Source organism: Streptomyces sp. NPDC091649, assembly GCF_044756785.1.
Lineage (GTDB): Bacteria > Actinomycetota > Actinomycetes > Streptomycetales > Streptomycetaceae > Streptomyces.
On the sequence record NZ_JBIVTR010000020.1, the window covers coordinates 113,714 to 134,620 of the forward strand.

The 20,907-nt window shown below is 73.9% G+C and carries 19 protein-coding genes and 1 pseudogene; 10 read left to right on the top strand and 10 right to left on the bottom strand.

Annotated elements, in window-relative coordinates:
- Positions 1–16: 16 nt before the first annotated feature.
- Complete coding sequence (locus ACIQMU_RS27365; protein WP_402689909.1) at positions 17–337, bottom strand: hypothetical protein; 321 nt, start codon at positions 335–337, stop codon at positions 17–19.
- Positions 338–672: 335 nt separating this feature from the next.
- Here ACIQMU_RS27365 and ACIQMU_RS27370 point away from each other — a divergent pair, with 335 nt between their 5' ends.
- The 6 genes from ACIQMU_RS27370 to ACIQMU_RS27395 all read left to right on the top strand — a co-directional run bounded on the left by ACIQMU_RS27370 (position 673) and on the right by ACIQMU_RS27395 (position 7,353).
- On the top strand, positions 673–1,197 hold the full coding sequence (locus ACIQMU_RS27370) for a toxin-antitoxin system HicB family antitoxin (protein ID WP_402689910.1): 525 nt from the start codon (positions 673–675) through the stop codon (positions 1,195–1,197).
- A 101-nt stretch (positions 1,198–1,298) separates the two neighbouring features.
- Complete coding sequence (locus ACIQMU_RS27375) at positions 1,299–2,189, top strand: DUF4097 family beta strand repeat-containing protein (RefSeq protein WP_402689911.1); 891 nt, start codon at positions 1,299–1,301, stop codon at positions 2,187–2,189.
- A gap of 316 nt (positions 2,190–2,505) precedes the next feature.
- On the top strand, positions 2,506–3,543 hold the full coding sequence (locus tag ACIQMU_RS27380) for an ATP-binding cassette domain-containing protein (RefSeq protein ID WP_352243597.1): 1,038 nt from the start codon (positions 2,506–2,508) through the stop codon (positions 3,541–3,543).
- Positions 3,540–4,331, top strand: a complete 792-nt coding sequence (locus tag ACIQMU_RS27385; RefSeq protein WP_352243598.1) for an ABC transporter permease — start codon at positions 3,540–3,542, stop codon at positions 4,329–4,331. The genes ACIQMU_RS27380 and ACIQMU_RS27385 overlap by 4 nt, the downstream gene beginning before the upstream one ends.
- A 382-nt stretch (positions 4,332–4,713) precedes the next feature.
- Positions 4,714–5,628, top strand: a complete 915-nt coding sequence (locus tag ACIQMU_RS27390) for a diiron oxygenase (RefSeq protein WP_356726191.1) — start codon at positions 4,714–4,716, stop codon at positions 5,626–5,628.
- Between the two features lie 9 nt (positions 5,629–5,637).
- Complete coding sequence (locus ACIQMU_RS27395) at positions 5,638–7,353, top strand: FAD-dependent oxidoreductase (RefSeq protein ID WP_352243600.1); 1,716 nt, start codon at positions 5,638–5,640, stop codon at positions 7,351–7,353.
- Between the two features lie 105 nt (positions 7,354–7,458).
- Here the strand turns inward: ACIQMU_RS27395 and ACIQMU_RS27400 are convergent, their stop codons facing one another.
- Entirely contained in the window at positions 7,459–8,931 is a 1,473-nt protein-coding gene (locus tag ACIQMU_RS27400; protein WP_352243601.1) for an MFS transporter, read from the bottom strand.
- 238 nt (positions 8,932–9,169) lie between these two features.
- Here ACIQMU_RS27400 and ACIQMU_RS27405 point away from each other — a divergent pair, with 238 nt between their 5' ends.
- Positions 9,170–9,616 carry a MarR family transcriptional regulator gene (locus ACIQMU_RS27405; protein WP_352243602.1) on the top strand — a complete coding sequence of 149 codons (447 nt, stop codon included), beginning with the start codon at positions 9,170–9,172 and terminating at the stop codon, positions 9,614–9,616.
- Between the two features lie 34 nt (positions 9,617–9,650).
- Here ACIQMU_RS27405 and ACIQMU_RS27410 read toward each other — a convergent pair whose 3' ends face one another.
- Positions 9,651–11,051, bottom strand: coding sequence for an FAD-dependent oxidoreductase (locus ACIQMU_RS27410; RefSeq protein ID WP_352243603.1), 1,401 nt, complete (start codon positions 11,049–11,051; stop codon positions 9,651–9,653).
- Positions 11,052–11,160: 109 nt separating this feature from the next.
- On the opposite strand from ACIQMU_RS27410, the gene ACIQMU_RS27415 reads away from it, so the two are divergent.
- Together ACIQMU_RS27415 and ACIQMU_RS27420 are read left to right on the top strand one after the other, a co-directional pair.
- On the top strand, positions 11,161–12,009 hold the full coding sequence (locus ACIQMU_RS27415; RefSeq protein WP_402689912.1) for an aminoglycoside phosphotransferase family protein: 849 nt from the start codon (positions 11,161–11,163) through the stop codon (positions 12,007–12,009).
- A 77-nt stretch (positions 12,010–12,086) separates the two neighbouring features.
- Positions 12,087–12,578: a GNAT family N-acetyltransferase gene (locus ACIQMU_RS27420; RefSeq protein WP_402689913.1), complete on the top strand. Its 492-nt coding sequence runs from the start codon at positions 12,087–12,089 to the stop codon at positions 12,576–12,578.
- A 33-nt stretch (positions 12,579–12,611) separates the two neighbouring features.
- On the opposite strand, the gene ACIQMU_RS27425 is transcribed toward ACIQMU_RS27420, so the two are convergent.
- Both ACIQMU_RS27425 and ACIQMU_RS27430 read right to left on the bottom strand, forming a co-directional pair.
- Positions 12,612–13,610 (bottom strand): zinc-binding dehydrogenase, encoded by a 999-nt coding sequence (locus tag ACIQMU_RS27425; protein WP_352243606.1) that lies wholly within the window; start codon positions 13,608–13,610, stop codon positions 12,612–12,614.
- A gap of 50 nt (positions 13,611–13,660) precedes the next feature.
- Positions 13,661–14,854 carry an NAD(P)-binding protein gene (locus ACIQMU_RS27430; RefSeq protein WP_352243607.1) on the bottom strand — a complete coding sequence of 398 codons (1,194 nt, stop codon included), beginning with the start codon at positions 14,852–14,854 and terminating at the stop codon, positions 13,661–13,663.
- Between the two features lie 103 nt (positions 14,855–14,957).
- On the opposite strand from ACIQMU_RS27430, the pseudogene ACIQMU_RS27435 reads away from it, so the two are divergent.
- A pseudogene (locus ACIQMU_RS27435) lies at positions 14,958–15,649 on the top strand (pentapeptide repeat-containing protein).
- An 18-nt stretch (positions 15,650–15,667) separates the two neighbouring features.
- On the opposite strand, the gene ACIQMU_RS27440 reads toward ACIQMU_RS27435, so the two are convergent.
- From ACIQMU_RS27440 to ACIQMU_RS27460, 5 genes are all read right to left on the bottom strand, one after another.
- A complete protein-coding gene (locus ACIQMU_RS27440) occupies positions 15,668–16,165 on the bottom strand; it encodes a hypothetical protein (protein WP_352243609.1) in 498 nt (165 codons plus the stop codon).
- A gap of 97 nt (positions 16,166–16,262) precedes the next feature.
- Entirely contained in the window at positions 16,263–17,321 is a 1,059-nt protein-coding gene (locus ACIQMU_RS27445) for a methyltransferase (RefSeq protein ID WP_402689914.1), read from the bottom strand.
- A gap of 91 nt (positions 17,322–17,412) precedes the next feature.
- Complete coding sequence (locus ACIQMU_RS27450) at positions 17,413–18,240, bottom strand: helix-turn-helix domain-containing protein (RefSeq protein WP_402689915.1); 828 nt, start codon at positions 18,238–18,240, stop codon at positions 17,413–17,415.
- Positions 18,241–18,391: 151 nt separating this feature from the next.
- Positions 18,392–19,036, bottom strand: a complete 645-nt coding sequence (locus ACIQMU_RS27455) for a response regulator transcription factor (protein WP_352243613.1) — start codon at positions 19,034–19,036, stop codon at positions 18,392–18,394.
- The gene (locus ACIQMU_RS27460; protein WP_402689916.1) at positions 19,033–20,646 is read right to left on the bottom strand and encodes a sensor histidine kinase; all 1,614 of its coding nucleotides are present in this window, start codon (positions 20,644–20,646) and stop codon (positions 19,033–19,035) included. Before ACIQMU_RS27460 ends, ACIQMU_RS27455 begins: the two co-directional genes overlap by 4 nt.
- Positions 20,647–20,907 lie beyond the last annotated feature (261 nt).

The following is a 20,907-nucleotide window of genomic DNA, read 5'->3' on the forward strand; positions in this document are numbered from 1 at the left end:
GTCCTTCGGTGAGGGGTCAGCTGCGGGTCGGGGCGCCCAGTCTCAGTTCCACTTCTGCTCCCCTCCGGGTCAGCTCCCGGACGGTCCAGGCGCGGGCCTCGATGGAGGTGCCGGCCGCGGTGGTGTGGGCGGCGACCATGAGGGTCGGGTCTGTCGGGGCGCCGGTGTGGAGTTCCGCCGCGGTGGCCGTGCCGTCGGAGAACCGCAGGTGTACGTCGATCGTCTCCGGAGCCGCCGCGAACGCCTCCGGACGGGGCACCCCCTGGAGGCGGCAGCGCGCGCCGGGGAACAGGTGGGTGTGCGTGCAGAGGGCCAGGTAGGCGGGCGGGTGGGGCATGCGGGGGCTCCTGGGGGTGATCGGGTGGGGCGACCGGAGTCGTGTGCGCGGTGCTTGTTTTCAGTACATCCGGCTTCGGCGGTGGGGGCGGGCGGGACGCGCGGAGCCGTCGGTGGGTCGGGTGGCGCGCCGTGGCGTCGGGCGGCGTCGCGGTGGTGCCGCTTGGCGCCACCTGATGCCAAGTGGTGCCACGCGGTGCCATTTCTGGCCGCCCGGGCGGATCGTGCGGTGCCATGGCCGCCCGCCCACTTGTAAAAGCGCAGGTCAGTGGCGTCCTGTCAGAGAGTGCGCCAATGTGGCTCGACGTGGTGCCAAGTGTGTGCCATGATGGCGTCATGGACCTCACCCCCTATGTCGACCACCTCCGGCGGGAACTTGCCGTCGCGGCGGATGCCAGCGGCGACGAAGCCCGCGCCCTGGCCGAGCGGCTCAGTGCTCCCCTGGAGTCCGCCGTCCGGCTGACCCTGCTCAACGTGCTCTCCGCGGCCATGGGCGACGTCACCCGGGAGCTGGCTCCCGGTTCGGTCGACGTGCGGCTGCGCGGGCTCGATCCCGAGTTCGTGGTGACGCCGCCGCCGGTGCCCGAGCCGGTACGGGAGGCGCGGGAGCCGGTCGCGGCCCCCGTCGTGGCCGCGCCTCCGGCCGGTGAGGCGGACGACGGCGCCATGGTCCGGATCAACCTCCGTCTCCCCGCCCACCTCAAGGGCCGCGCGGAAGCCGCCGCGGCGGCGGAGGGGCTGTCGGTCAACGCCTGGCTCGTGCGGGCCGTGTCCGTGTCCCTCGACGGCGGAGGGCGCGGGAGCGCGCCGGGCCGCAGCAAGGACTCGGGCGGTCGCGGCTTCACCGGCTGGGTCCGCTGAGCGCTGTCCCCTACGGGCCGTAGCCGCACCACTCTCACCGGCGGATCGCCGATCCGTCCGACGTCATCGATCACTCACCGAGCCAAGAGGACGGAACAGCCATGCCTTCTTTCGAGACCCCCGAGCCGATCTCCGCCGTCATCGAGCTGGACGCCGGCACGGCCCGCATCACCGCGGGAAAGCGCACCGACACGGTCGTCGAGGTGCTGCCGGGCAACGGTTCCGACGAGGACGACGTGCGCGCCGTACAGCAGACCCAGGTCTCCTGCTCGGGGGGCCGCCTCACCGTCAGGACGCCCAGGAAGCGGTCCCTGTTCGGCAAGCCGGGCGCCGTCGTGGTGAGCGTCGAACTGCCCGCGGGGTCCGACGTGCGCGGCACCACCGCCCTCGGCGGCTTCTTCTGCGAAGGGCCTCTCGGGGAGGTGAAGCTCACCACCGCGCTCGGCGACCTCCAGGTGGACGAGGCCGCCCGGGCCGCGCTCAAGACCGACCACGGCGACATCCGGCTGGCCCGCTCCACCGGGGACGCCGAAGTCCTCGGGTCCGGCCGCGTGGAGATCGGCGCGGTCGCCGGGACGGCCGTCGTCAAGAACGGCAACGGGGCGACCGCGATCGACGAGGCCCGGGGCGGGCTGAAGGTCAACGCGGCCAACGGCGACATCGCCGTGGGCGTCGCGCACGGCGCCGTCGTCGCCAAGTCCGCCAACGGGCGGATCGAGATCGGCGCCGCCCACGCCGGGGTGGAGGCGACCTCCTCCAACGGCCGTCTGCGCGTCGGGGACGTGATCCGGGGCCGCGTCGTTCTGCGCACCTCCGTCGGCGACATCGAAGTGGGCATCCACGAGGGCACCGCCGCCTGGCTCGACCTGAACCCGAAGTTCGGCACCGTACGCAATGCGCTCGGCGCCGCCGCCGGGCCCGAGGACTCCGACGAGACCGTCGAGGTGCACGCCCGGAGCGGGGCCGGCGACATCATCGTCCGCCGCGCCTGATCGCCTGCCTGATCCCGCGCTCGTCCTCGCCCGTTCGAACCCGTGCCCGTCCTCGCCCGCTCCGACCCCCGCTCGATGCCGGCCCGTTCCCGCGGCTGACCGCCTGCCCGGTCCCGCGTACGGCCCCGCCCGCCCTCCCGCGCCTGAGCCCGGGCTCGCCCCCGCCTGCCTGCTTCCGGGCCGAGCCCGGAAGCGCTCCCGCTCCCGATTCCGCGTCCGGTCCCGCGCTCGGGCGCCCGCCCGAGCCCGCGCCGATCCCGTGTTCACCCCCGCGCCACGCCCATGCCCGATGCACCGTTCGTGAAAGGCAGCCAGCATGACCACCACTCGGACATCCGTACCGGTCGCCGCGCACAGCGTCGTACCGGCGATCAGCGCCACCGGACTGCGCAAGTCCTACGGCGACAAGCTCGTGCTCGACGGCATCGACCTGTCGGTGCCGCAGGGCACCGTCTTCTCCCTGCTCGGGCCCAACGGCGCGGGCAAGACCACCGCTGTCAAGATCCTCTCCACCCTCGTCACCGCCGACGCCGGCGAACTGAGCGTCGGCGGCCACGACCTGGCCGCCGAACCGCAGGCCGTGCGTGCCGCGATCGGCGTCACGGGACAGTTCTCCGCCGTCGACGGACTGATCACCGGCGAGGAGAACATGCTCCTCATGGCGGACCTGCACCACCTCCCGCGCCGCGAGGGCCGCCGGGTCGCCGCCGAGCTGCTGGAGCGCTTCGACCTCGTGGAAGCGGCGAAGAAGCCCGCGGCGGGCTACTCCGGGGGGATGAAGCGCCGCCTCGACATCGCCATGACGCTGGTCGGCAGCCCGCGGATCATCTTCCTCGACGAGCCGACCACGGGCCTGGACCCGCGGTCCCGCCACACCATGTGGGGGATCGTCCGCGAACTCGTCGCCGACGGCGTCACCGTCTTCCTCACCACCCAGTACCTGGAGGAGGCGGACGAGCTGGCCGACCGTATCGCCGTACTCGACGACGGCAAGATCGTCGCGGAGGGAAGCGCCGAGGAGCTGAAGCGGATCGTTCCGGGCGGGCACGTCAAGCTCCGCTTCACCGATCCGGCCGCCTACCGGTCCGCCGCCTCCGTCCTGAGCGAGACCGCCCTTCCGCCGGCCCTCGGCTTCGCCCGATCGGGGGGAGCCGCCGCCGGCGAGGCCCTGTCGCTCCGGATTCCCAGTGACGGCAGTCAGCGCGAGCTGCGCTCCATCCTCGACTGGCTGGACTCGGCCGGCATCGAGGCGGACGAGCTGACCGTGCACACCCCCGACCTCGACGACGTGTTCTTCGCCCTCACCGGCTCCGCCGCCGCCCGGAACGACCAGCCGAAGGAGGCTGTCCGATGAGCTCTCTCGCCCTCGCCGTCCGCGACTCGAACACCATGCTGCGCCGCAATCTGCTGCACGCCCGGCGCTATCCGTCCCTCACCCTGAACCTGCTGCTCACGCCGATCATGATGCTGCTGCTGTTCGTCTACATCTTCGGAGACGTGATGAGCGCGGGCATCGGCGGCGGAGGGGCCGACCGCTCCGCGTACATCGCCTACATCGTCCCGGGGCTGCTGATGATGACCATCGGCTCCACCGTGATCGGTACCGCGGTGTCCGTCTCCAACGACATGACCGAGGGCATCATCGCCCGCTTCCGCACCATGGCGATCCACCGCGGCTCGGTGCTCGTCGGGCATGTCGTCGGCAGCGTGCTGCAGAGCGTGCTGAGCGTGGTCCTGGTGGGCGCCGTCGCGGTGGCCATCGGCTTCCGGTCCACGGACGCCACGGTCGTGGAGTGGCTGGCGGCGTTCGGGCTGCTGGTGCTCTTCGCCGCGGCCCTCACCTGGGTGGCCGTCGGCATGGGCCTGATCAGCCCGAACGCCGAGGCGGCCAGCAACAACGCCATGCCGATGATCCTGCTCCCGCTGCTGTCCAGCGCCTTCATCCCGGTCGGGACGATGCCGGGCTGGTTCCAGCCGTTCGCCGAGTACCAGCCGTTCACCCCCGCCATCGAGACCCTGCGCGGGCTGCTGCTCGGCAGCGAGATCGGGCACAACGGCTGGCTGGCCGTCGGCTGGAGCCTCGGGCTCGTGGTGCTCGGCTACTTCTGGTCGACCTCGAAGTTCGGCCAGGACCCCCGATAGCGGGCTCCCTGCCGGTCGCCCGGAGGGAGGAACAGGGCCGAACTGCCCTCCGGGCAAGGAGAAGTGGTGAGCGTCCGTACCGATTTCTACCGGGGGGTAGGCCGACCCGGGGTCCTTGTTATACCTTGCGTCTAACAAGGGGCCCCGGGTCGGCCGCTGTCCGGTCCGGCGTCGGACCGGACGTGGGGCGCGGCCACTCGCGCGGCGGGGCCGACGCCGTACCTCACGGCACCGCCCGCCGACAGGGCGCCACGTCGTACGTACGGCACCACCACGCCGGACGCACGTCGTACGTACGCCACCACGGCGTACGCGTGTCACCGCGCTGGTTCACAGCTCACCACGATCAAGGATCACCGCACTCGACCCAAGGAGCCGCAGCATGGCCGGCAGCACCGTTCCGTCGAAGGTCCAGGAGAGCGCCGAGAGCGACGACGTCGCGCGGCGGCTGCTCGACTCGGCCGCGCAGCTGGCGTACGACCCGGCCACCGAGGTGGACTGGGAGACGCCGCTGGACAAGGATTTCCATGGCGCGAGCCCGGAGTGGTGCAGCCTCTACGGGACCCCGTACTGGGGTGAGCTGACCGAGGCGCAGCGCAAGGAGCTCACCCGGCAGGAGGCGGCCTCGGTCGCCAGCACCGGTATCTGGTTCGAGATGATCCTCCAGCAGATGGTGCTGCGCGACATCTACATGAAGAACCCGGCGGGCGCGGAGTTCCAGTGGGCGCTCACCGAGATAGCCGAGGAGTGCCGCCACTCGATCATGTTCGCGCGCGGCGCCGAGAAGCTCGGCGCGCCCCACTACCGTCCCCGCCGCGCGGTGATGGAGCTGGGCAGGGCCTTCAAGACGCTGGCGTTCGGCGAGGCCGCCTACGCGGCGATCCTCGTCGCCGAGGAGGTCCTCGACGTGATGCAGCGGGACTGGATGCGCGACGAGCGGGTCGTGCCGTTCGTCCGCACCATCAACAACATCCATGTGGTGGAGGAGTCCCGGCACATGAAGTTCGCCCGGGACGAGACCCTCAAGCGGCTGGCGGGCGCGGGGTGGGCGCGGCGGCAGATCAACGCGTTCGTCGTCGCCGTCGCCTCCTACTTCATCGTGACCAGCATGGTGAACCCCGGGGTCTACGCGAGGGCCGGCCTCGACCGGAAGCGGGCGCTGGCCGCCGCCAAGCGCAACGAGCACCACAAGTCCATGATGCGGTCCAGCTGTTCGGGGCTGATGGACTTCCTGGCCTCCGCCCGGCTGCTCACCAAGCCCGCGCTCGCGTTCTACAAGCGCGCGAACCTGATCTGAGCCGAGGCCATGACCTACGCCATCACCCAGACCTGCTGCAACGACGCCACCTGCGTGGCCGTGTGTCCGGTCAACTGCATCCACCCGACGCCGGAGGAACGTGCCTTCGGCAGCACGGAGATGCTCCACATCGACCCCCGGGCGTGCATCGACTGCGGTGCCTGCGCGGACGCCTGCCCGGTGGACGCGATCTTCCCGGTGGACTCGCTGGCCGCCGGGCAGCGGGAGTACGCGGAGATCAACGCCGCCTATTTCGAGGGGGAGGCGCCCCCTTCCGCCGGAGCCGGCGTCCCCGGGCCCAACTTCCATGCCTGGGGCGAGCCGGTGTTCGGGCGCAGCCTGCCGTCCGACTTCGGGCCGCTGCGGGTGGCCGTCGTCGGCACCGGCCCCGCGGGGATGTATGCCGCCCAGGACCTGCTGCTGCACACCGCCGCCGAGGTGACCCTGATCGACCGGCTCCCGGTGGCCGGCGGGCTGGTCCGTTACGGCGTGGCCCCCGACCACCCCGCGACGAAGAAGGTCGGCGACACCTTCTCCCGCTTCCACTCCCACCCCCGGGTCCGGATGCACCTGGGCATCGAGGTGGGCCGGGACGTCACGGCGCAGGAGCTGGCCGCCCACCACGACGCGGTGATCTACGCGGTCGGCGCCTCCACGGACCGGCGGCTCGGCATCCCCGGCGAGGAGGGCCCGGGCTGTGTGTCGGCCACCTCGTTCGTCGCCTGGTACAACGCCCACCCGGAGGCCGTCGCGCAGGGCGTCGACCTGTCGGCCGAGCGGGTCGTCGTGGTGGGCAACGGCAACGTGGCCCTCGACGTCGCCCGGATCCTGGTCGCCGGCCCGGAGGCGCTCGCGGGCACCGACATCGCCGCCCACGCGCTGGAGGCCCTGCGGGCGAGCCGGGTCCGGGAAGTCGTGGTGCTGGGCCGCCGGGGCCCCGAGGACGCCGCGTACACCCGCTCCGAACTCCGCGCGCTGAAGCACCTGCCGGGCGTGGAGCTGGTCGTGGACGACCACGATCCGCGCACGGGGGCGGCGATCGACGCCGCCGGTGCGGGCGAGCGGGCCGGGATGCTCCGGGGGCTGGCCCGGGTGCGGACGGACGCCTCCTCTCCCGCACTTCCGGCGGGCGTGAACCGGCGCATCGTGCTCCGCTTCCACTCCGAACCGGTGGAGATCACGGGCGAGGGGGACGCGCGCTCCGTACGCGTCACGGACGGCGGCGGTCGCGTCGGCGGCGGGGGCGGTGACGCCGGCGCCGGCGGCGGGGGCTCGGTCGAACTGCGGGCCGGGCTGCTGCTGCGGGCCATCGGCTACCGGGGGCTGCCGGTCCCCGGGCTGCCGTTCGACGAGGCCACGGGCACCGTCCCGCACGAGGGCGGCCGGGTCGCCGGGCTGCCGGGCGGCTACGTGGTCGGCTGGATCAAACGGGGGCCCTCCGGCGGGATCGGCGCCAACCGGACCTGCGCGGCCGAGACCGTCGGCACGCTCCTGGCGGACGCGGTCGCCGGGACGCTCCCCCCGCCCACGGGCGACGCCAAGGCGTTCCGGCGACTGGCCCGGCGGCGCAACCGCCGGGTCGTGGACGCCCGGGGCCTGGCCGCGATCGACCGTGCCGAGCGCGACCGGGGGAAGCGGGACGGGCGGCCCCGGGTGAAGCTTGCCACCGTCGAGGAACTGGTCGCGACGGCGAGGTCGGGCCGGCTGCTGCGGCTGCCGCGCTGACGCGTCGCCGTGCGGGCGGTGCGTTTCCCCCGTACGTAAGCACTCCGGCCCGGGGCCCGGCGGCTCCCGCCGTCGGGCCCCGGGCCGCCGTCCTGCCGGCCCCGCTCAGGCGGTGGTGGCCTTCGACGCCTCCGGTGTCCCCGCCGGTCCGGTCGCGGCGGCGGGCTGGAGAGGCGCGGTGGCCGGGCGTACGGGGATGAGGGCGGCGACGACCGCCGCCGCGAGGCCCACCCCGCAGCCGATCAGCATCGCGACGCGGAAGCCGTTCTGGGAGGCCAGCGGGAAGCCGCCGAAGTCGGTGGTCATCCGGGCCAGGACCACTCCGATCACCGCCGCCGCGAAGGACGTGCCGATCGAGCGCATCAGGGCGTTGAAGCTGTTCGCCGACGCGGTCTCGGACTGGGGCACCGCGCTCATGATGAGCGCGGGCATCGCCCCGTACGCGAAGCCGACGCCCGAGTTGCAGACGAGGGTGACGATCAGCAGGCTCCACGGGGAGTCCGCGCCGATCAGAGGTACGGACAGGCCGTAACCGGCCGCGATGAGGAGGCTGCCGACGGCCAGGGTGACCTTCGGGCCCTTGGCGGCGGACAGCTTCGCGCCGACCGGGGACATCGCCATCATCATCAGGCCCGCCGGGGCCATCCACAGGCCCATCGCGAGCATCGACTGCCCCAGGCCGTAGCCGGTGGCCTCGGGCAGCTGGAGCAGCTGGGGCACGACGAGGGACTGGGCGTACATCGCGAAGCCGACCAGGATCGAGGCCGTGTTCGTCATCAGGACCTGGGGGCGGGCGGTGACGCGCAGGTCGACCAGCGGCTCGCTCAGCCGCAGCTCCCACCAGCCCCAGGCGGGCAGCAGCACCAGGACGGCGGCGAAGAGGGTGAGCGTGGTGGCGCTGCCCCAGCCCCAGTCGGCGCCCTTGGAGACGGCGAGGAGCAGACAGACCAGTGCGGTGCCGAGGCCGACGGCCCCGGGCAGGTCGAAGCTCCCGGACGCGGCGGCGGGGCGGTCTCCCGGGACGACGGCCGCGATCAGCGCGCCGACGGCGACGGCCAGCACGGCGACCACCCAGAACAGCACCCGCCAGCTGGTGTTCTCCGCGATGGCGGCGGCGAACGGCAGGCCCAGCGCGCCGCCCACTCCCATCGAGGCGCTCATGATCGCGATGGACGGTCCGAGCTTCTCGGCCGGCACCACGTCACGCAGCAGGCTGATGCCGAGCGGGACCACGCCCATGCCCAGGCCCTGGAGGCCGCGCCCGGCGATCATCGGGACCACCGAGGAGGACAGGGCGCAGACCACCGAGCCGACGACGAGCGGAAGGAGCGAGACGAGCAGCATGCGCCGCTTGCCGTACATGTCGCCGAGCCGGCCGGCGACGGGGGTGGCCACGGCGGCGGCCAGCAGGGTGGCGGTGATCACCCAGGAGGCGTTCGACGCGGAGGTGTCGAACATCTTCGGCAGCTCCGCGATCAGCGGCACCACCAGGGTCTGGGTGAGCGCCGCCACGATGCCGGCGAAGGCCAGGATGCCGACCACGCCTCCCGGGCGCGGTGCGGGGGGTGAACTCTCCACGGGTGCTGCTCCCTCTTGCCCTTCCGGGCCCGTCGTTCCTGCTCGGTTCGCGCCTGCTCGGTTCTCGGCGGTCCGGTTTCGGCGGCTCGGTTCTCGGTGTTGACCTATGCAAGATACATGGAATATGCATCATGCATAACGTGTGCATAGTGCACATCTATCGTGATAGACCTGGTCACCGGCTCGCCCGTCCCCGGCGTGCGGGACCGGGAGCCGCAGGAACCGAAGGAAGCAGCGCGTGGACAAGCCCATCGACCGGATCGAACGCGAGACGATGCTGCTCGGCCGGTACATGCACCTGCTCAGCCCGCGCGTGGAATGGCGGCTCGACCGCAGCGCCTACATCCTGCTGAGCCGGATCCAGGTGGAAGGCCCGATGTCCATCAGCCAGCTCAGCGACGCCTTCGGTCTGGACGCCTCCACGCTCAACCGGCAGACCGCCGCGATGCTGCGGGCCGGGGTCGTCGAGCGCATCCCGGACCCCGACGGCGGCATCGCCCGGAAGTTCGCCATCACCGAGGAGGGCGAGCGCCGCCTCGACAACGACCGGACCAGGAACCTGGCGGGCCTGGCGAAGGTCCTCGCGGACTGGACGCCGGAGGAGGCCGAGCAGCTCGCCGCCTCCCTGGGCCGCCTGAACCTCTCCATCGAACGGCTCGACGGGCGGCCCTGGCCCCGCGACTGAAGCGCGGCCCGGGGCCGGGGCCCGGCCCGGCGGCTCAGCGGCGGCCCGCGACGCGGTCCGCCGCCCTGGCGACCGGGTGCGTGCCGGGGCGGGGCGAGGCGCTCTCGCGGCGGTCGGCGGCCCGGTAGGCCGCGTACATGCCGTGGACGCCGAGCCAGCGGAAGGGCTCCGGCTCCCAGCGGCGGACCTTGTGGTTCACCCAGGGCAGGGCGGTCAGATCCGTCGGGCCCGCCTGGCCGGAGTCCTGCTGGATCAGGTCGCGCAGGGTGCGGGCGGCGAGGTTGGCGGTGGCGACGCCCGAGCCGACGTACCCGCCCGCCCAGCCCAGGCCCGTGGAGCGGTCCAGGGTGACCGTGGCGCACCAGTCGCGCGGGACGCCCAGGACGCCGGACCAGGCGTGGTCGACGTGGACGCCCGCCGTGGTGGGGAAGAGCCGGACCATCAGGTCGCGCAGGGCCGCGACCGTCCCGGGCCGGGTGCGGCCGTCGTCGTCGGTGGCCGAGCCGAAGCGGTACGGGTGGCCGCGGCCGCCGAGCGCGATGCGGTCGTCCGCGGTGCGCTGGGCGTAGAAGTAGGCGTGGGCCATGTCGCCGAGGGTCTCACGGCCCTCCCAGCCGATCGTGTCCCAGATCCGGGCGGGCAGCGGCTCGGTGACGATCATGGAGGAGTTCATCGGGAGCCAGGTGCGCTGCTGCCCCTTGAGGCTCGCGGTGAAGCCCTCGGTGCAGCGCAGGACGTACGGGGCGCGGACCGTGCCGTACGGCGTCACGGCGTGCTTGGGCTTGATCTCGGTGACCGGCGTCGACTCGTGGATGGTCACGCCGAGCGCCTCCACCGCGTCCGCGAGGCCCTTGACCAGCTTGGCCGGGTGCAGCCGGGCCCCGTGCGGGGTCCAGGTGGAGCCGACGGCCCCGGTCACACGGACGCGCTCGGCGGTCTCGCGGGCGCCGCGCAGGACCCGGTCACTCTCCCCGAAGGCGATCTCGACGCTGTGGAAGTCCTTGAGGCGGGCGAGCTGGGAGGGGGTGCGGGCCACCTCCAGGACACCGCCCCGGTGGATGTCGGCGTCGATGTTCTCCTCGGCGGCCGCCCTGACGACCTCGCCGACGGTCTCGTTCATCGCCTTCTGGAGCCGTACGGCGGCGTCGTGGCCGTGCAGCCTGGCGTACCGGTCCCGGCCCGCGATGCCGTTGTACAGCCAGCCGCCGTTGCGGCCGGAGGCCCCGTAACCGCAGAACCTGGCCTCCAGGACGGTGATGTTGAGGAAGGGCACGGCCTTCTTCAGGTAGTACGCCGTCCAGAGGCCGGTGTAGCCGCCGCCGACGATGCAGACGTCGACGCTCGCGTCGCCGGGGAGGGGTTCGCGCGGGCCGGGGACGCCCTCCCGCGCGTACCAGAACGATATGCCGCCGACGACGGTACTGACGGTGCTCATGATGCCCCTGGTGTCCCGGCCCGGTCCGGTGAGATGCCGGGCGTACGTGTGGCGGGACGTTACTGCGCGGCGGACTGTTCCGTTGACGCAGGTCCCTAGGATCGGTGGGGTGATCGATGTCCCGGACGAACTGGTCGCCACGCAGTCGCAGTTCAACGGAGCGGCCGGGCGGGCCTTCGTCGCCGCCCTGCCGGACCTGGCCGGGCGGTGCCTGGCGCGGTGGGGGCTGCGGCCGGACGGCCCGTCGATGTACGGCATGTGCGCGCTGGTCCTCCCCGTGGTGCGGGAGGCGGACGGGCGGCCCGCCGCGCTGAAGCTCCAGGCCGCGGACGAGGAGACGGTGGACGAACCGGTCGCGCTGCGGGCGTGGTCGGACGCGGGAGCCGGGGCGGTGGAGCTGCTCGACCACGACCCGGAGACCGGCGCACTGCTGCTGGAACGGCTCGACGAACGGCGGCCGTTGTCCGGTGAGGCCGATGTGCGCCGCGCGGTGACGGCCCTCGGCGCGGTGCTGGCCCGGCTGTCGGCGGTGCCCGCGCCCGAGGGGCTGCGCACGCTGGGCGGGGTGGCGGAGCGGATGCTCGCGGCGCTGCCGGAGCGGACGCGCCTGCTGGCCGACGCGGCGGACCGGCTGCTGCACTGGGACCTGCACTACGACAACATCCTGGCCGGGCGAGCGGACGTGGGGCGGGCGGGGGAGTGGGTGGCGCTCGACCCGAAGCCGCTGGCGGGGGACCCGGGCTTCGAGCTGTTCCCGGCACTGGACAACCTCTTCGACGCCGGCGAGGTGCTGTGGCGGTTCGACGCGCTGACGGAGGCGCTGGGCCTGGAACGGGACCGGGCGCGGGCCTGGACGCTGGGGCGGGTGCTCCAGAACGGGCTGTGGGCGGCCGGGTCGGGGGAGCGCCGGCTCGCCCCCGGCCGCGCGGAGATCGCGCGGCGGTTGCTGGGCCGGTGAGGGCGGGCCGGGGCCGGGGACGCGGGCTCGGGGGAGATGACGGTGTGGCCCGGCCGCCGGTTGCTTACGCTGCGCCCATGATTCGTACCGCCACACCCGAAGACGTCCCCGTCCTGCACGCCCTGGTGCGGGATCTCGCCGCGTACGAGAAGGCCCTCCACGAGGTCGTCGTCACCGAGGAACAGCTGGACCAGGCGCTGTTCGGCGACCGGCCCGCCGCGTACGCGCATGTGGCGACGGCCGACGACGACGGCGGCGAGGTGATCGGCTTCGCCCTCTGGTTCCTGAACTTCTCCACCTGGCGCGGCGTGCACGGCATCTACCTGGAGGACCTGTACGTCCGCCCCGACCGGCGCGGCGGCGGTCACGGCAGGGCGCTGCTGACGGAGCTGGCGCGGATCTGCGTGGAGCGCGGCTACCAGCGGCTGGAGTGGTCCGTGCTCGACTGGAACGCCCCGTCCATCGCGTTCTACGAGTCGCTCGGCGCGCGCCCGCAGGACGAGTGGACGGTGTACCGGCTGACGGACGGGGCCCTGGCCCGTCTGGGGGCCGACGGCCGCGGGGCCTGACCGCGGTTCCACGACCACCGCGGGGCCTTTCGACTACGGCTCCAGGATCACCTTGCCCATCGTGCCCCGGGTCTCCAGGGCGCGGTGCGCGGCGGCGGCCGCGGCGAGCGGGAAGCGCTGGACGGCGGGACGCAGCCGGCCGGCCGCCGCCTCGGCGAGGGCGCGGGTCTCCAGGGCGCGCAGGCCGCCGCCCTTCTCGATCATCCGCGGCCCGAGCACGGACGTGGAGGTGATGGAGCGTTCGGTCAGCTCCCCGGAGGTGAAGGAGAGCGGACCGCCGTCGGCGCCCCGGCCGGACCAGCCGTAGACGACGTGCTGTCCGCCGGGACCGAGGAGGCCGACGGCGGCGCGGGCGGTGGTTCCGCCGACGGAGTCGTAGACGACGGTGGCCCGCAGGCCCGCCGCGTCGAGGTGTTCACGCGCCCGGCGCGGCCAGTCGGGACGGGTGTAGTCGAGGGCGAGGTCCGCGCCTTCCGCTGCCGCCCGGGCCACCTTCGCCGGGCCCCCGGCCAGCGCGATCACGGTGGCCCCGGCGTTCTTCGCGTACTGGACGACGAGCGTGCCGATCCCGCCGGCCGCCGCGGTGACGACGGCCACGGAGTCCGGGCCGAGCGGGGTGAACCCGAGGATGCCGAGGGCGGTGCGGCCGGTGCCGATCATGGCGACGGCCCCGGCGGCGTCGAGGCCCTCGGGGATCTCGTGGAGCCGGTCGGCCTCGGTGACGGTGAGTTCGGCGTACCCGCCCGGCGCCATGCCGATGTGGGCGACGACCCGTTCGCCGAGCCGGCCGGGGTCCACGCCTTCTCCGACCGACTCGACGGTTCCGGCGACCTCACGGCCGGGGATGGTCGGGAGGGCGACGGGCGCCGGGTAGGGGCCGCTCTCCCCTTCCCGCAGAACGGTGTCCAGGAGGTGCACCCCGGCCGCGGCCACGGCGATGCGGACCTGGCCGGGGCCGGGGGCGGGGTCCTCGGTCCACTCGTGCACGAGGTTCTCGGCGGGACCGAAGGCGTGGAGGCGTACGGCGTGCATGAAGGGCTCCCTCGGGGCGGCGGGGCGGGCTGGGCCCTCAGCCTGCTGCCTCAAGTCCGGTTGAGGTCAATGCCCGATGCGGAGCGCCGCCCGGCCGCCTTGACGGCGAGCAGCGCGGCTTCGAGGCCGCTGGTGAAGGACACCTCGCTCAGCAGGCCGGGGGCCGCGACCTGGTCGCCCGCCAGGAAGATCCCGTCGCCCCGGATCACGGAGGGCCGGTCCCGCCAGGTGGCGCCGGGGCGGTCGACGGCTCCGGTACGGCCGTCGGCGAGGGACTCGACGTGCCAGGTGGTGCGTCCCCGCCAGCCGGGGAAGCCGAGGTCGAGGAGCTGCTCGGCCCGCGCGGTCCCTTCCGCCCTGCGCGCGCCGGGGCCGATCGGGAACTGGCCCTGGAGCAGGTGCTCGCCGGCCGGGGCGAGAGCGGAGTCCTGTGCGGTGAACCGCTCCAGCCAGCCGGGCGCGTCCAGGTCCGACACGACGAACGCGTCGCCGCGCCGGGTGCGCAGCGCCAGGTCCACCAGAACGGTGCGGCCGCTCTCCCACGTGAGGGACGCGTCGTCGAGGAGGAGGCGGGCGGAGGCGAGGGCGGTGGCGACGACGACCGGTCCGGTACGGGCCAGTTCGCCGAGCCCCCGGGTGTCGACGCGGGAGCCCGTCTCGATGCCGACCCCGAGGCCGCGGGCGTGCCCGGCCATCCGTTCGACGAGCGGTGCCCAGCCGCCGACCGGGTAGCGGGCCTCGGGCGGGAGCGAGGCCAGCCGCCGCAGGCGTTCCTGGACGAAGCGGGCGGAGAGCGCCCCGGGGTCGTGGTGGAACAGCGCGGTGGCGGCGAAGTTCGCCGCGGCCCGGGCCCCCTCGTCGCCGACCTGGCCGGCCGCCCAGTCCAGGAAGCGGCTGTCCACCGGGGCCGTGCGGGAGCTCCGGCGGGCGAGCCGCAGCAGGGCCACGGGCGGGGTGCGGCGGACGGCCCCCGCACGCCGGAAGCGGAAGCGGCGGCCTTCGAGGGGCGGTACGGAGACCACACGGCCGAGCAGGCCGCGCCGGGCCAGCCAGGCCCAGTGCGGCCCCCGCCGGTAGAGGGCGTGGGGGCCCTCGTTGGCGCGGTACGGCCCGTCCGCGGTCCTGGCCCGCCCGCCGAGCGTCCGGTGGCCCTCGTGCAGGGTGACCCGGGCGCCGGATTCGGCGGCGGTGATCGCGGCGGTGAGCCCGGCGAGGCCGCCGCCGACGACGTGGATGTGCTCCATGGCTGGATCTCCTTCGCGTCTTTTGACGATGCGACGGATCGGGGGCGGCGGCGCGTGACACGGTCCCCGGGGCGTTGTCAGTGGGGTGCGTCACGATGGGGGCATGGCAGCGAGCGCGGGCAGGACGGCCCAGGGCAAGAAGGACACCGTCGCGGCGGCGCGGCGTCCGCAGGTGCGGCTGCCGCCGCTCGTTCCCTACGACGGCGAGGGCCTGGAGCCGGACGGGGACTACGACGGCGTGCGGTTCGACGGGGTCGACCTGGCGGACGCGTCGGGCCGGGGGCCCGGTTCATGGACTGCGCCCTGGACGGTTGTGTCCTGGACCGCACGGAGCTGGCGCGGGCCCGCTTCATCGACGCGGTGCTGACAGGCGTACGGGGCGTGGGCACCGACCTCTCGGAGGCGTCGCTGCGGGACGTGGAGGTGGTGGACGCACGCCTGGGCGGGACGCAGCTGCACGGGGCGGTGCTGGAGCGGGTGGTGATCCGGGGCGGCAAGATCGACTACCTCAATCTGCGCAGCGCCCGGCTGAAGGACGTGGTCTTCGAGGGCTGCGTGCTGTCCGAGCCGGACTTCGGGGACGCGCACCTGGTCCGGGTCGAGTTCCGGGACTGCGTGCTGAAGCGGGTGGACTTCAGCGGGGTCCGGATGGAGTCGGTGGACCTGCGGGCGGTGGACGGGCTGGACATCGCCCGCGGGGTGGACCGGCTGGCGGGCGCGGTGATCAGCCCGTCGCAGCTGATGGAGCTGGCTCCGGCGTTCGCGGCACAGATCGGGGTGCGCGTGGAGGCGTGACCGCCCCCCGGGGGGGCCTCACATACGGGGGAAGCGGGCCTGGAGGTCCCAGATCACGGGGTTGTCGGCGAGGCCGTCGTGCATGTCGGCCAGGTCGGCGATCAGGTCGTGCAGGAAGTCGCGGGCCTCGCGGCGCAGGAGGGAGTGGCTGAAGGTGAGCGGCGGCTCGTCACCGGGCATCCAGTCCGCCTCGACGTCGACCCAGCCGAAACGCCGCTCGAACATCATCCGGTCCGAGGACTCGGTGAAGTCCAGCTCCGCGTACTGCTGCCGGTGCGAGCGGTTGCCGCGCGGGTCCTGGTCGATCTGCTCGACGATGTCGCACAGCGCCCACGCGAAGTCGAGCACCGGCACCCATCCCCAGGCTGTGGACACCTCGCGATCCGCCTTGGTGTCCGCGAGGTAGACGTCGCCGGAGAACAGATCGTGCCGCAGCGCGCGGACGTCCGCGCGGCGGTAGTCGGTCTGCGGGGGGTCGGGGAAGCGACGGGAGAGGGAGTAGCCGATGTCGAGCACGGATCGATGGTGTCATGCCCGTCCGGGGCGGGCCCGCCACGATCGGGTGAAGCGGTGCGGGCGGGCCGGTCCGGTGCGCGGGGGCGCTCGGCGCGGGTCAGCCGGCGACGGCCTCGATGACGGCGAACGGCGCGGCCCCCGCGAGCGGGGTGACCGCCGTGAGGGTCAGGCCCGCACGGCGGCACACCTCCGCGAAGTCCTCGCGGGTGCGCTCCCGGCCGCCCACGTTCACCAGCATGTTGAGGTCGCTCAGGTAGGTGACCCCGCCGTCGGTGACGTCGGCCCGGAGGTCGACCGCGTCGGGAAGCACGGGCTCCACGATCAGGACGAGGCCGCCGGGCGGCAGCACCTCGCGGCAGTGGCTCAGGATCGTGACCACCTGGTCGTCCGTCCAGTCGTGCAGGACGCTCTTCATCAGGTAGAGATCCGAGCCCCCCGGCACCGAGTGGAAGAAGTCTCCGGCGATCAGGGAGCACCGGTCCCCCAGCCCGTGCCGCGCCATCGTGTCCGGCGCCCCGGCCAGGCCCTCCGCTGTGTCGAGGACGACACCGGTGAGGCCGGGATGCGCGGCGAGCACACCGGCCAGGAGAGTCCCGTCGCCCCCGCCGACGTCCGTGACCGAGGTGAACCGGCCGAAGTCGAAGGCGTGCGGCAGGGCGGCGGCGGTCTCCGAGGCGGCTTGGCTCATCGCCGCGTTGAACTCCGCGGACAGTTCGGGGTGCTGAGCGAGGTGGCTGAAGAAGTCCGTTCCGAACACGCCGTCGAACGCGACCTCGCCGGTGCGCACGCTGTCGTCCAGGTGCTCCCAGGCACGGACGACCGTCGGCTCGGTGAACATCCTGACGAACGAGGCGAGCGAGTCGGGGCGGCCGGGGTGCAGCAGCGCGCCCGCGGGGGCCACCGCGAACGACCCGGGGACGGGCTCCCGCAGCAGGCCGAGCCCGGTCAGGGCGCGCAGCAGCCGCTCCATGGGCTGGGGTGCGGCTCCGGCGTCGGCGGCCACCTCCATGGCCCGGCGCGGTGTGTCGCCCATCAGTTCCACCACCCTCAACCGGGCCGCCGCGCGCAGGGTCTGCGCCGCCATGCTCCCGAACGCGAGCCGGACGATCAGTTCGCGGCCGGCCGTCTCGGCGGCCGTGACATCGGTGTTCGTCATGGGTGTTCCCTCTCGACTGTGTGCGGTGGGACGCGCGGTGGTACGCGCGGTGAATGTGCGGTGGGGCGTGCGGTGGTTGCGCGCGTGAAGGTCAGCCGGCGGACGTGGACCTGCGGGCCAGAGCGCGCGGCGTGCACCCGGCCAGGGCCGTGACGTCGCGGTGGAGGTGGGACTGGTCGGCGTATCCGCACGCGAGGGCGACGGCGTCGGCGCTCTCGCCCGCGCAGAGGGCGCGTGCGGCGCGGTCGAAACGGACCAGCATGGCGGCGCGTTTGGGAGTGAGGCCGATCTGGTCGGTGAACCTGGACCACAGCCGCTTACGGCTCCACCCGCAGGACGCGGCGAGGCCGGCGACCCGGACCCGGCCCCGGCGAGCCACGATGGTGTCCCAGGTTGCGGCGACCTCGGGCGACACCGAGGGTGTGCCGACAGCCCGCTTCGCGAGGAACGCGTCCGTCAGCGCCAGGCGTTCCCGCCACGTCGTGGCGTCGGTCATCTGCTCGCGGAGACAGCGGGCGTGCCGCCCCCACAGGTCCTCCAGTCCGTTGACCGACCCGTCCAGTTCGCGCGGGGAGACGCCCAGCACCGCGTGGGCGGCCAAGGGCGGCAGACACACCTCGACGCACTCGACGTTCTCGCCCCGGATGCGGGCCGGCCCGGGCGACAACGAGGCGACGAAGCTCCTCAGGGGCCGCTGAGTTGTGCCGCTCTCCACCGTGAGGGGGGCGTCCCCGAGCCCGATGACGACGACCACGACGGGCTGGGGGAGGACCTGCATGTCCAGCCCGACGGACGCGCGGTCACGGAAGCCGGCCATCCGGACGCCGTCGAGCGCTGTGCCGCCGAGGGGGTGGGCGACCTCCCAGCCGTTCTCGGAAGCGTGATCCCCGGGCGCGGGGCCCGCGTGTCTTCTGCGCATGCCTCTACGGTTGCCGACTCCGGCGCGCTTGTCTTGGACGAAAGTTCCGCAGTTCCGCAGTTCCGGATTTCCGGAGCGCGGGGGTGCGGGAGTGCCGGAGTTCCGCCAGGCCGTCCAGCGGACCACGGGGGCTGCGCGCCCAGGCCCCGGCTCACGGCAGCAGGCGCTGCTCCTTCGCCACCGACACCGCGCCCGCGCGGGTGTCGACGCCGAGCTTGTCGTAGATCCGGCCCAGGTGGGTCTTGACCGTGGCCTCGCTGATGAACAGGGCGCGGGCGATGTCACGGTTGCCGAGGCCCTGGGAGAGCTGGGCCAGGATGTCGCGTTCGCGGTCGGTGAGGCCGGGGCGGGGGCTGCGCATCCGGGCCATGACCCGGCTGGCGACGGGAGCCGAGAGCGTGGTGCGGCCCTGGGCGGCGGACCGGATCGCGGCGAACAGCTCCTCGGGGCGCTCCGCCTTCAGCAGATAGCCGGTGGCCCCCGCCTCGATGGCCCGGGTGATGTCGGCGTCGGTGTCGTACGTGGTCAGCACCAGGACGTGGACCGTGCCGTCGGCCGCGATGCGGCGGGTCGCCTCGACCCCGTCGATGCCCTCGCCGAGCTGGAGGTCCATGAGGACGACGTCCGGGGTGAGCCGGGCGGCGAGCACCACGGCCTCCTCGCCGCTGCCGGCCTCGCCGACGACCTCGATGTCCGGTTCGCTGCCGAGAAGGGCGAGGAGTCCGGCGCGGACGACCACGTGGTCGTCGCAGAGCAGGATGCGTACGTGGGGCGCCTGCGGGCCCTGGCCGGTCATGCGAGGTCCTCCGGGACGGTGGGAGGGGCGGGTGGTGCGAGCGGGATTCCGGCCGAGAGCACCGTGCCCTCGCCCGGGGCCGACTCGACGGTGAGCGTTCCGCCGAGCTGGTGCACCCGGGCCCGGATCGCCGGGAGCCCGTGGCCGCGCACGGCGCCGGGGCTGAGGACGCCCGCGGGCTCCACGGTGAAACCGCGGCCGTTGTCGCCGATGTCGAGGACCACCCGGTCGTCGAGGTGGGTCAGGGTCAACCCGGCGGCGGTGGCCCCGGAGTGCTCCCGCACATTGGCCAGGGCCCCCTGGGCGATGCGCAGCAGGGCGGACTGCACCCGGTCGGGCAGCGGGACGTGCGGGGTGCCCTCCACATGGCAGTGGACGGCGAGCGCGCCCTCGGCCTGGACGCTCTCGCGGGCCGCCAGCGCGTGGAGGGCCGCCTCCAGGCCGCCGCCCTCCGCCAGATCGGCCGGGGCCAGGTCGTGGACGAAGCGGCGGGCCTCGGCGAGGTTGCGCTCCGCGATGCCGATGGCCGTACGGACGTGGCGGCGGGCCGCGTCCGGGTCGGCCCTCCAGGTGCGGTCGGCCGCCTGGAGCAGCATCTGCTGGCTGGAGAGGCCCTGCGCCAGGGTGTCGTGGATCTCCATGGAGAGCCGCTGGCGCTCGGCGAGGGTCCCTTCGCGCCGCTCTGTCGCGGCCAGTTCGCGCCGGGTGCGCAGCAGGTCGTCGATCAGCTCGCGCTGGCGTCCGGCCAACTCCCGTTGGCGTACCGCCTGGCGTTGCATATGGACGAAGACGGCGGTCGCCACGGCGGCGACGGCGGGCGGGGCGAGGACCAGGTTCGGGTCGAACCCTTCGGCCAGGCGCAGTTGTGCGGCCACGACGAACGCGGTGAGCAGGGCGACCAGGGCGAGGGCCGCGCGCGGCGGCAGGATGCGCAGCCCGGTGTAGAACAACGGCACCGCGCACCACGCGAAGCTGGGCGCGAGGACGACCAGCACCATCCAGACGAGGACGAGCACGCCGAGCCAGGCGAGCCGGCGCGGGGTGGGGCGCGAGCCGAGGACGGGCCCCAGGAGGTACAGCACCGCCAGGGTGATCGACAGGGCGATGATCCACGGGGTGCGGGCCTCGCCGGGGTGCCGCATCAGGAACCGGGTCAGCGAGGCGCCGAGCAGGAGGAAGAACGCGGCGTGCATGAGGAGCGCGAGCCAACGGGCGTCGGGATCGGCGCCGGGAGCCGAGCGGGGGGCGGCCCCCGGAGCCGGTCCCGGGCGGGCGCGCGAGTCCGGGCCCGGGCCGGAGCCGCTGCCCGGGTCCGAGCCGGGGCTGACATCGAGGTCCGAGCCGCCGCCCGGGCCCGAGCCGGGGCTGACATCGAGGTCCGAGCCGCTGCCGCTGCCCGAGCTGGAGTCGACGCCGGATCCGACGCCGGAGCCGACATGGAGGTCCGAGCCGCTGCCGCTGCTCGGGCCGGAGCCGACGCCGAGGTCCGAGCCGGGGCCGGCGTCGGGGGGCGGCCCGTCCCCGTCCGGGGTCCGCGGATCGCTCCGGTGGTCCACCTCGTACCTCGTGTTCCGTCGTGCCGCCCTGTTGACCTGCGCGGATCCCTCCATGGTGGCCCCGTCCGGCCACCCCCGCATCAACCGATCGGCTGACGGGGGCGTCGGCCGACCCGCGCTCCGCTTCCAGCCGGTACGTCGACCGTACGGGGCCTGGTCCGCCCGGAGGATCGGTACCAGAGCGAAACGCCCGGACTCCTCCGGGCCGCCCCGGACCACCAAGGAGTCTCAATGACGAAGTCAAGCCGCCTGCGTGAGCGGCAGGACGGGGGTGAAGACTCGTCCGTCACGGAGCAGAGCCCAGAGCACGCTGGC

Excerpts from the sequence above, each read along its gene's own strand:
- ACIQMU_RS27390 (WP_356726191.1), top strand. The coding sequence starts at position 4,714 with ATGGCCGGCAGCACCGTTCCGTCGAAGGTCCAGGAGAGCGCCGAGAGC.
- ACIQMU_RS27450 (WP_402689915.1), bottom strand. The coding sequence starts at position 18,240 with ATGCGCAGAAGACACGCGGGCCCCGCGCCCGGGGATCACGCTTCCGAG.
- ACIQMU_RS27460 (WP_402689916.1), bottom strand. The coding sequence starts at position 20,646 with ATGGAGGGATCCGCGCAGGTCAACAGGGCGGCACGACGGAACACGAGG.
- ACIQMU_RS27455 (WP_352243613.1), bottom strand. The coding sequence starts at position 19,036 with ATGACCGGCCAGGGCCCGCAGGCGCCCCACGTACGCATCCTGCTCTGC.
- ACIQMU_RS27365 (WP_402689909.1), bottom strand. The coding sequence starts at position 337 with ATGCCCCACCCGCCCGCCTACCTGGCCCTCTGCACGCACACCCACCTG.
- ACIQMU_RS27410 (WP_352243603.1), bottom strand. The coding sequence starts at position 11,051 with ATGAGCACCGTCAGTACCGTCGTCGGCGGCATATCGTTCTGGTACGCG.
- ACIQMU_RS27385 (WP_352243598.1), top strand. The coding sequence starts at position 3,540 with ATGAGCTCTCTCGCCCTCGCCGTCCGCGACTCGAACACCATGCTGCGC.
- ACIQMU_RS27430 (WP_352243607.1), bottom strand. The coding sequence starts at position 14,854 with ATGGAGCACATCCACGTCGTCGGCGGCGGCCTCGCCGGGCTCACCGCC.
- ACIQMU_RS27425 (WP_352243606.1), bottom strand. The coding sequence starts at position 13,610 with ATGCACGCCGTACGCCTCCACGCCTTCGGTCCCGCCGAGAACCTCGTG.
- ACIQMU_RS27420 (WP_402689913.1), top strand. The coding sequence starts at position 12,087 with ATGATTCGTACCGCCACACCCGAAGACGTCCCCGTCCTGCACGCCCTG.
- ACIQMU_RS27380 (WP_352243597.1), top strand. The coding sequence starts at position 2,506 with ATGACCACCACTCGGACATCCGTACCGGTCGCCGCGCACAGCGTCGTA.
- ACIQMU_RS27395 (WP_352243600.1), top strand. The coding sequence starts at position 5,638 with ATGACCTACGCCATCACCCAGACCTGCTGCAACGACGCCACCTGCGTG.
- ACIQMU_RS27370 (WP_402689910.1), top strand. The coding sequence starts at position 673 with ATGGACCTCACCCCCTATGTCGACCACCTCCGGCGGGAACTTGCCGTC.
- ACIQMU_RS27375 (WP_402689911.1), top strand. The coding sequence starts at position 1,299 with ATGCCTTCTTTCGAGACCCCCGAGCCGATCTCCGCCGTCATCGAGCTG.
- ACIQMU_RS27445 (WP_402689914.1), bottom strand. The coding sequence starts at position 17,321 with ATGACGAACACCGATGTCACGGCCGCCGAGACGGCCGGCCGCGAACTG.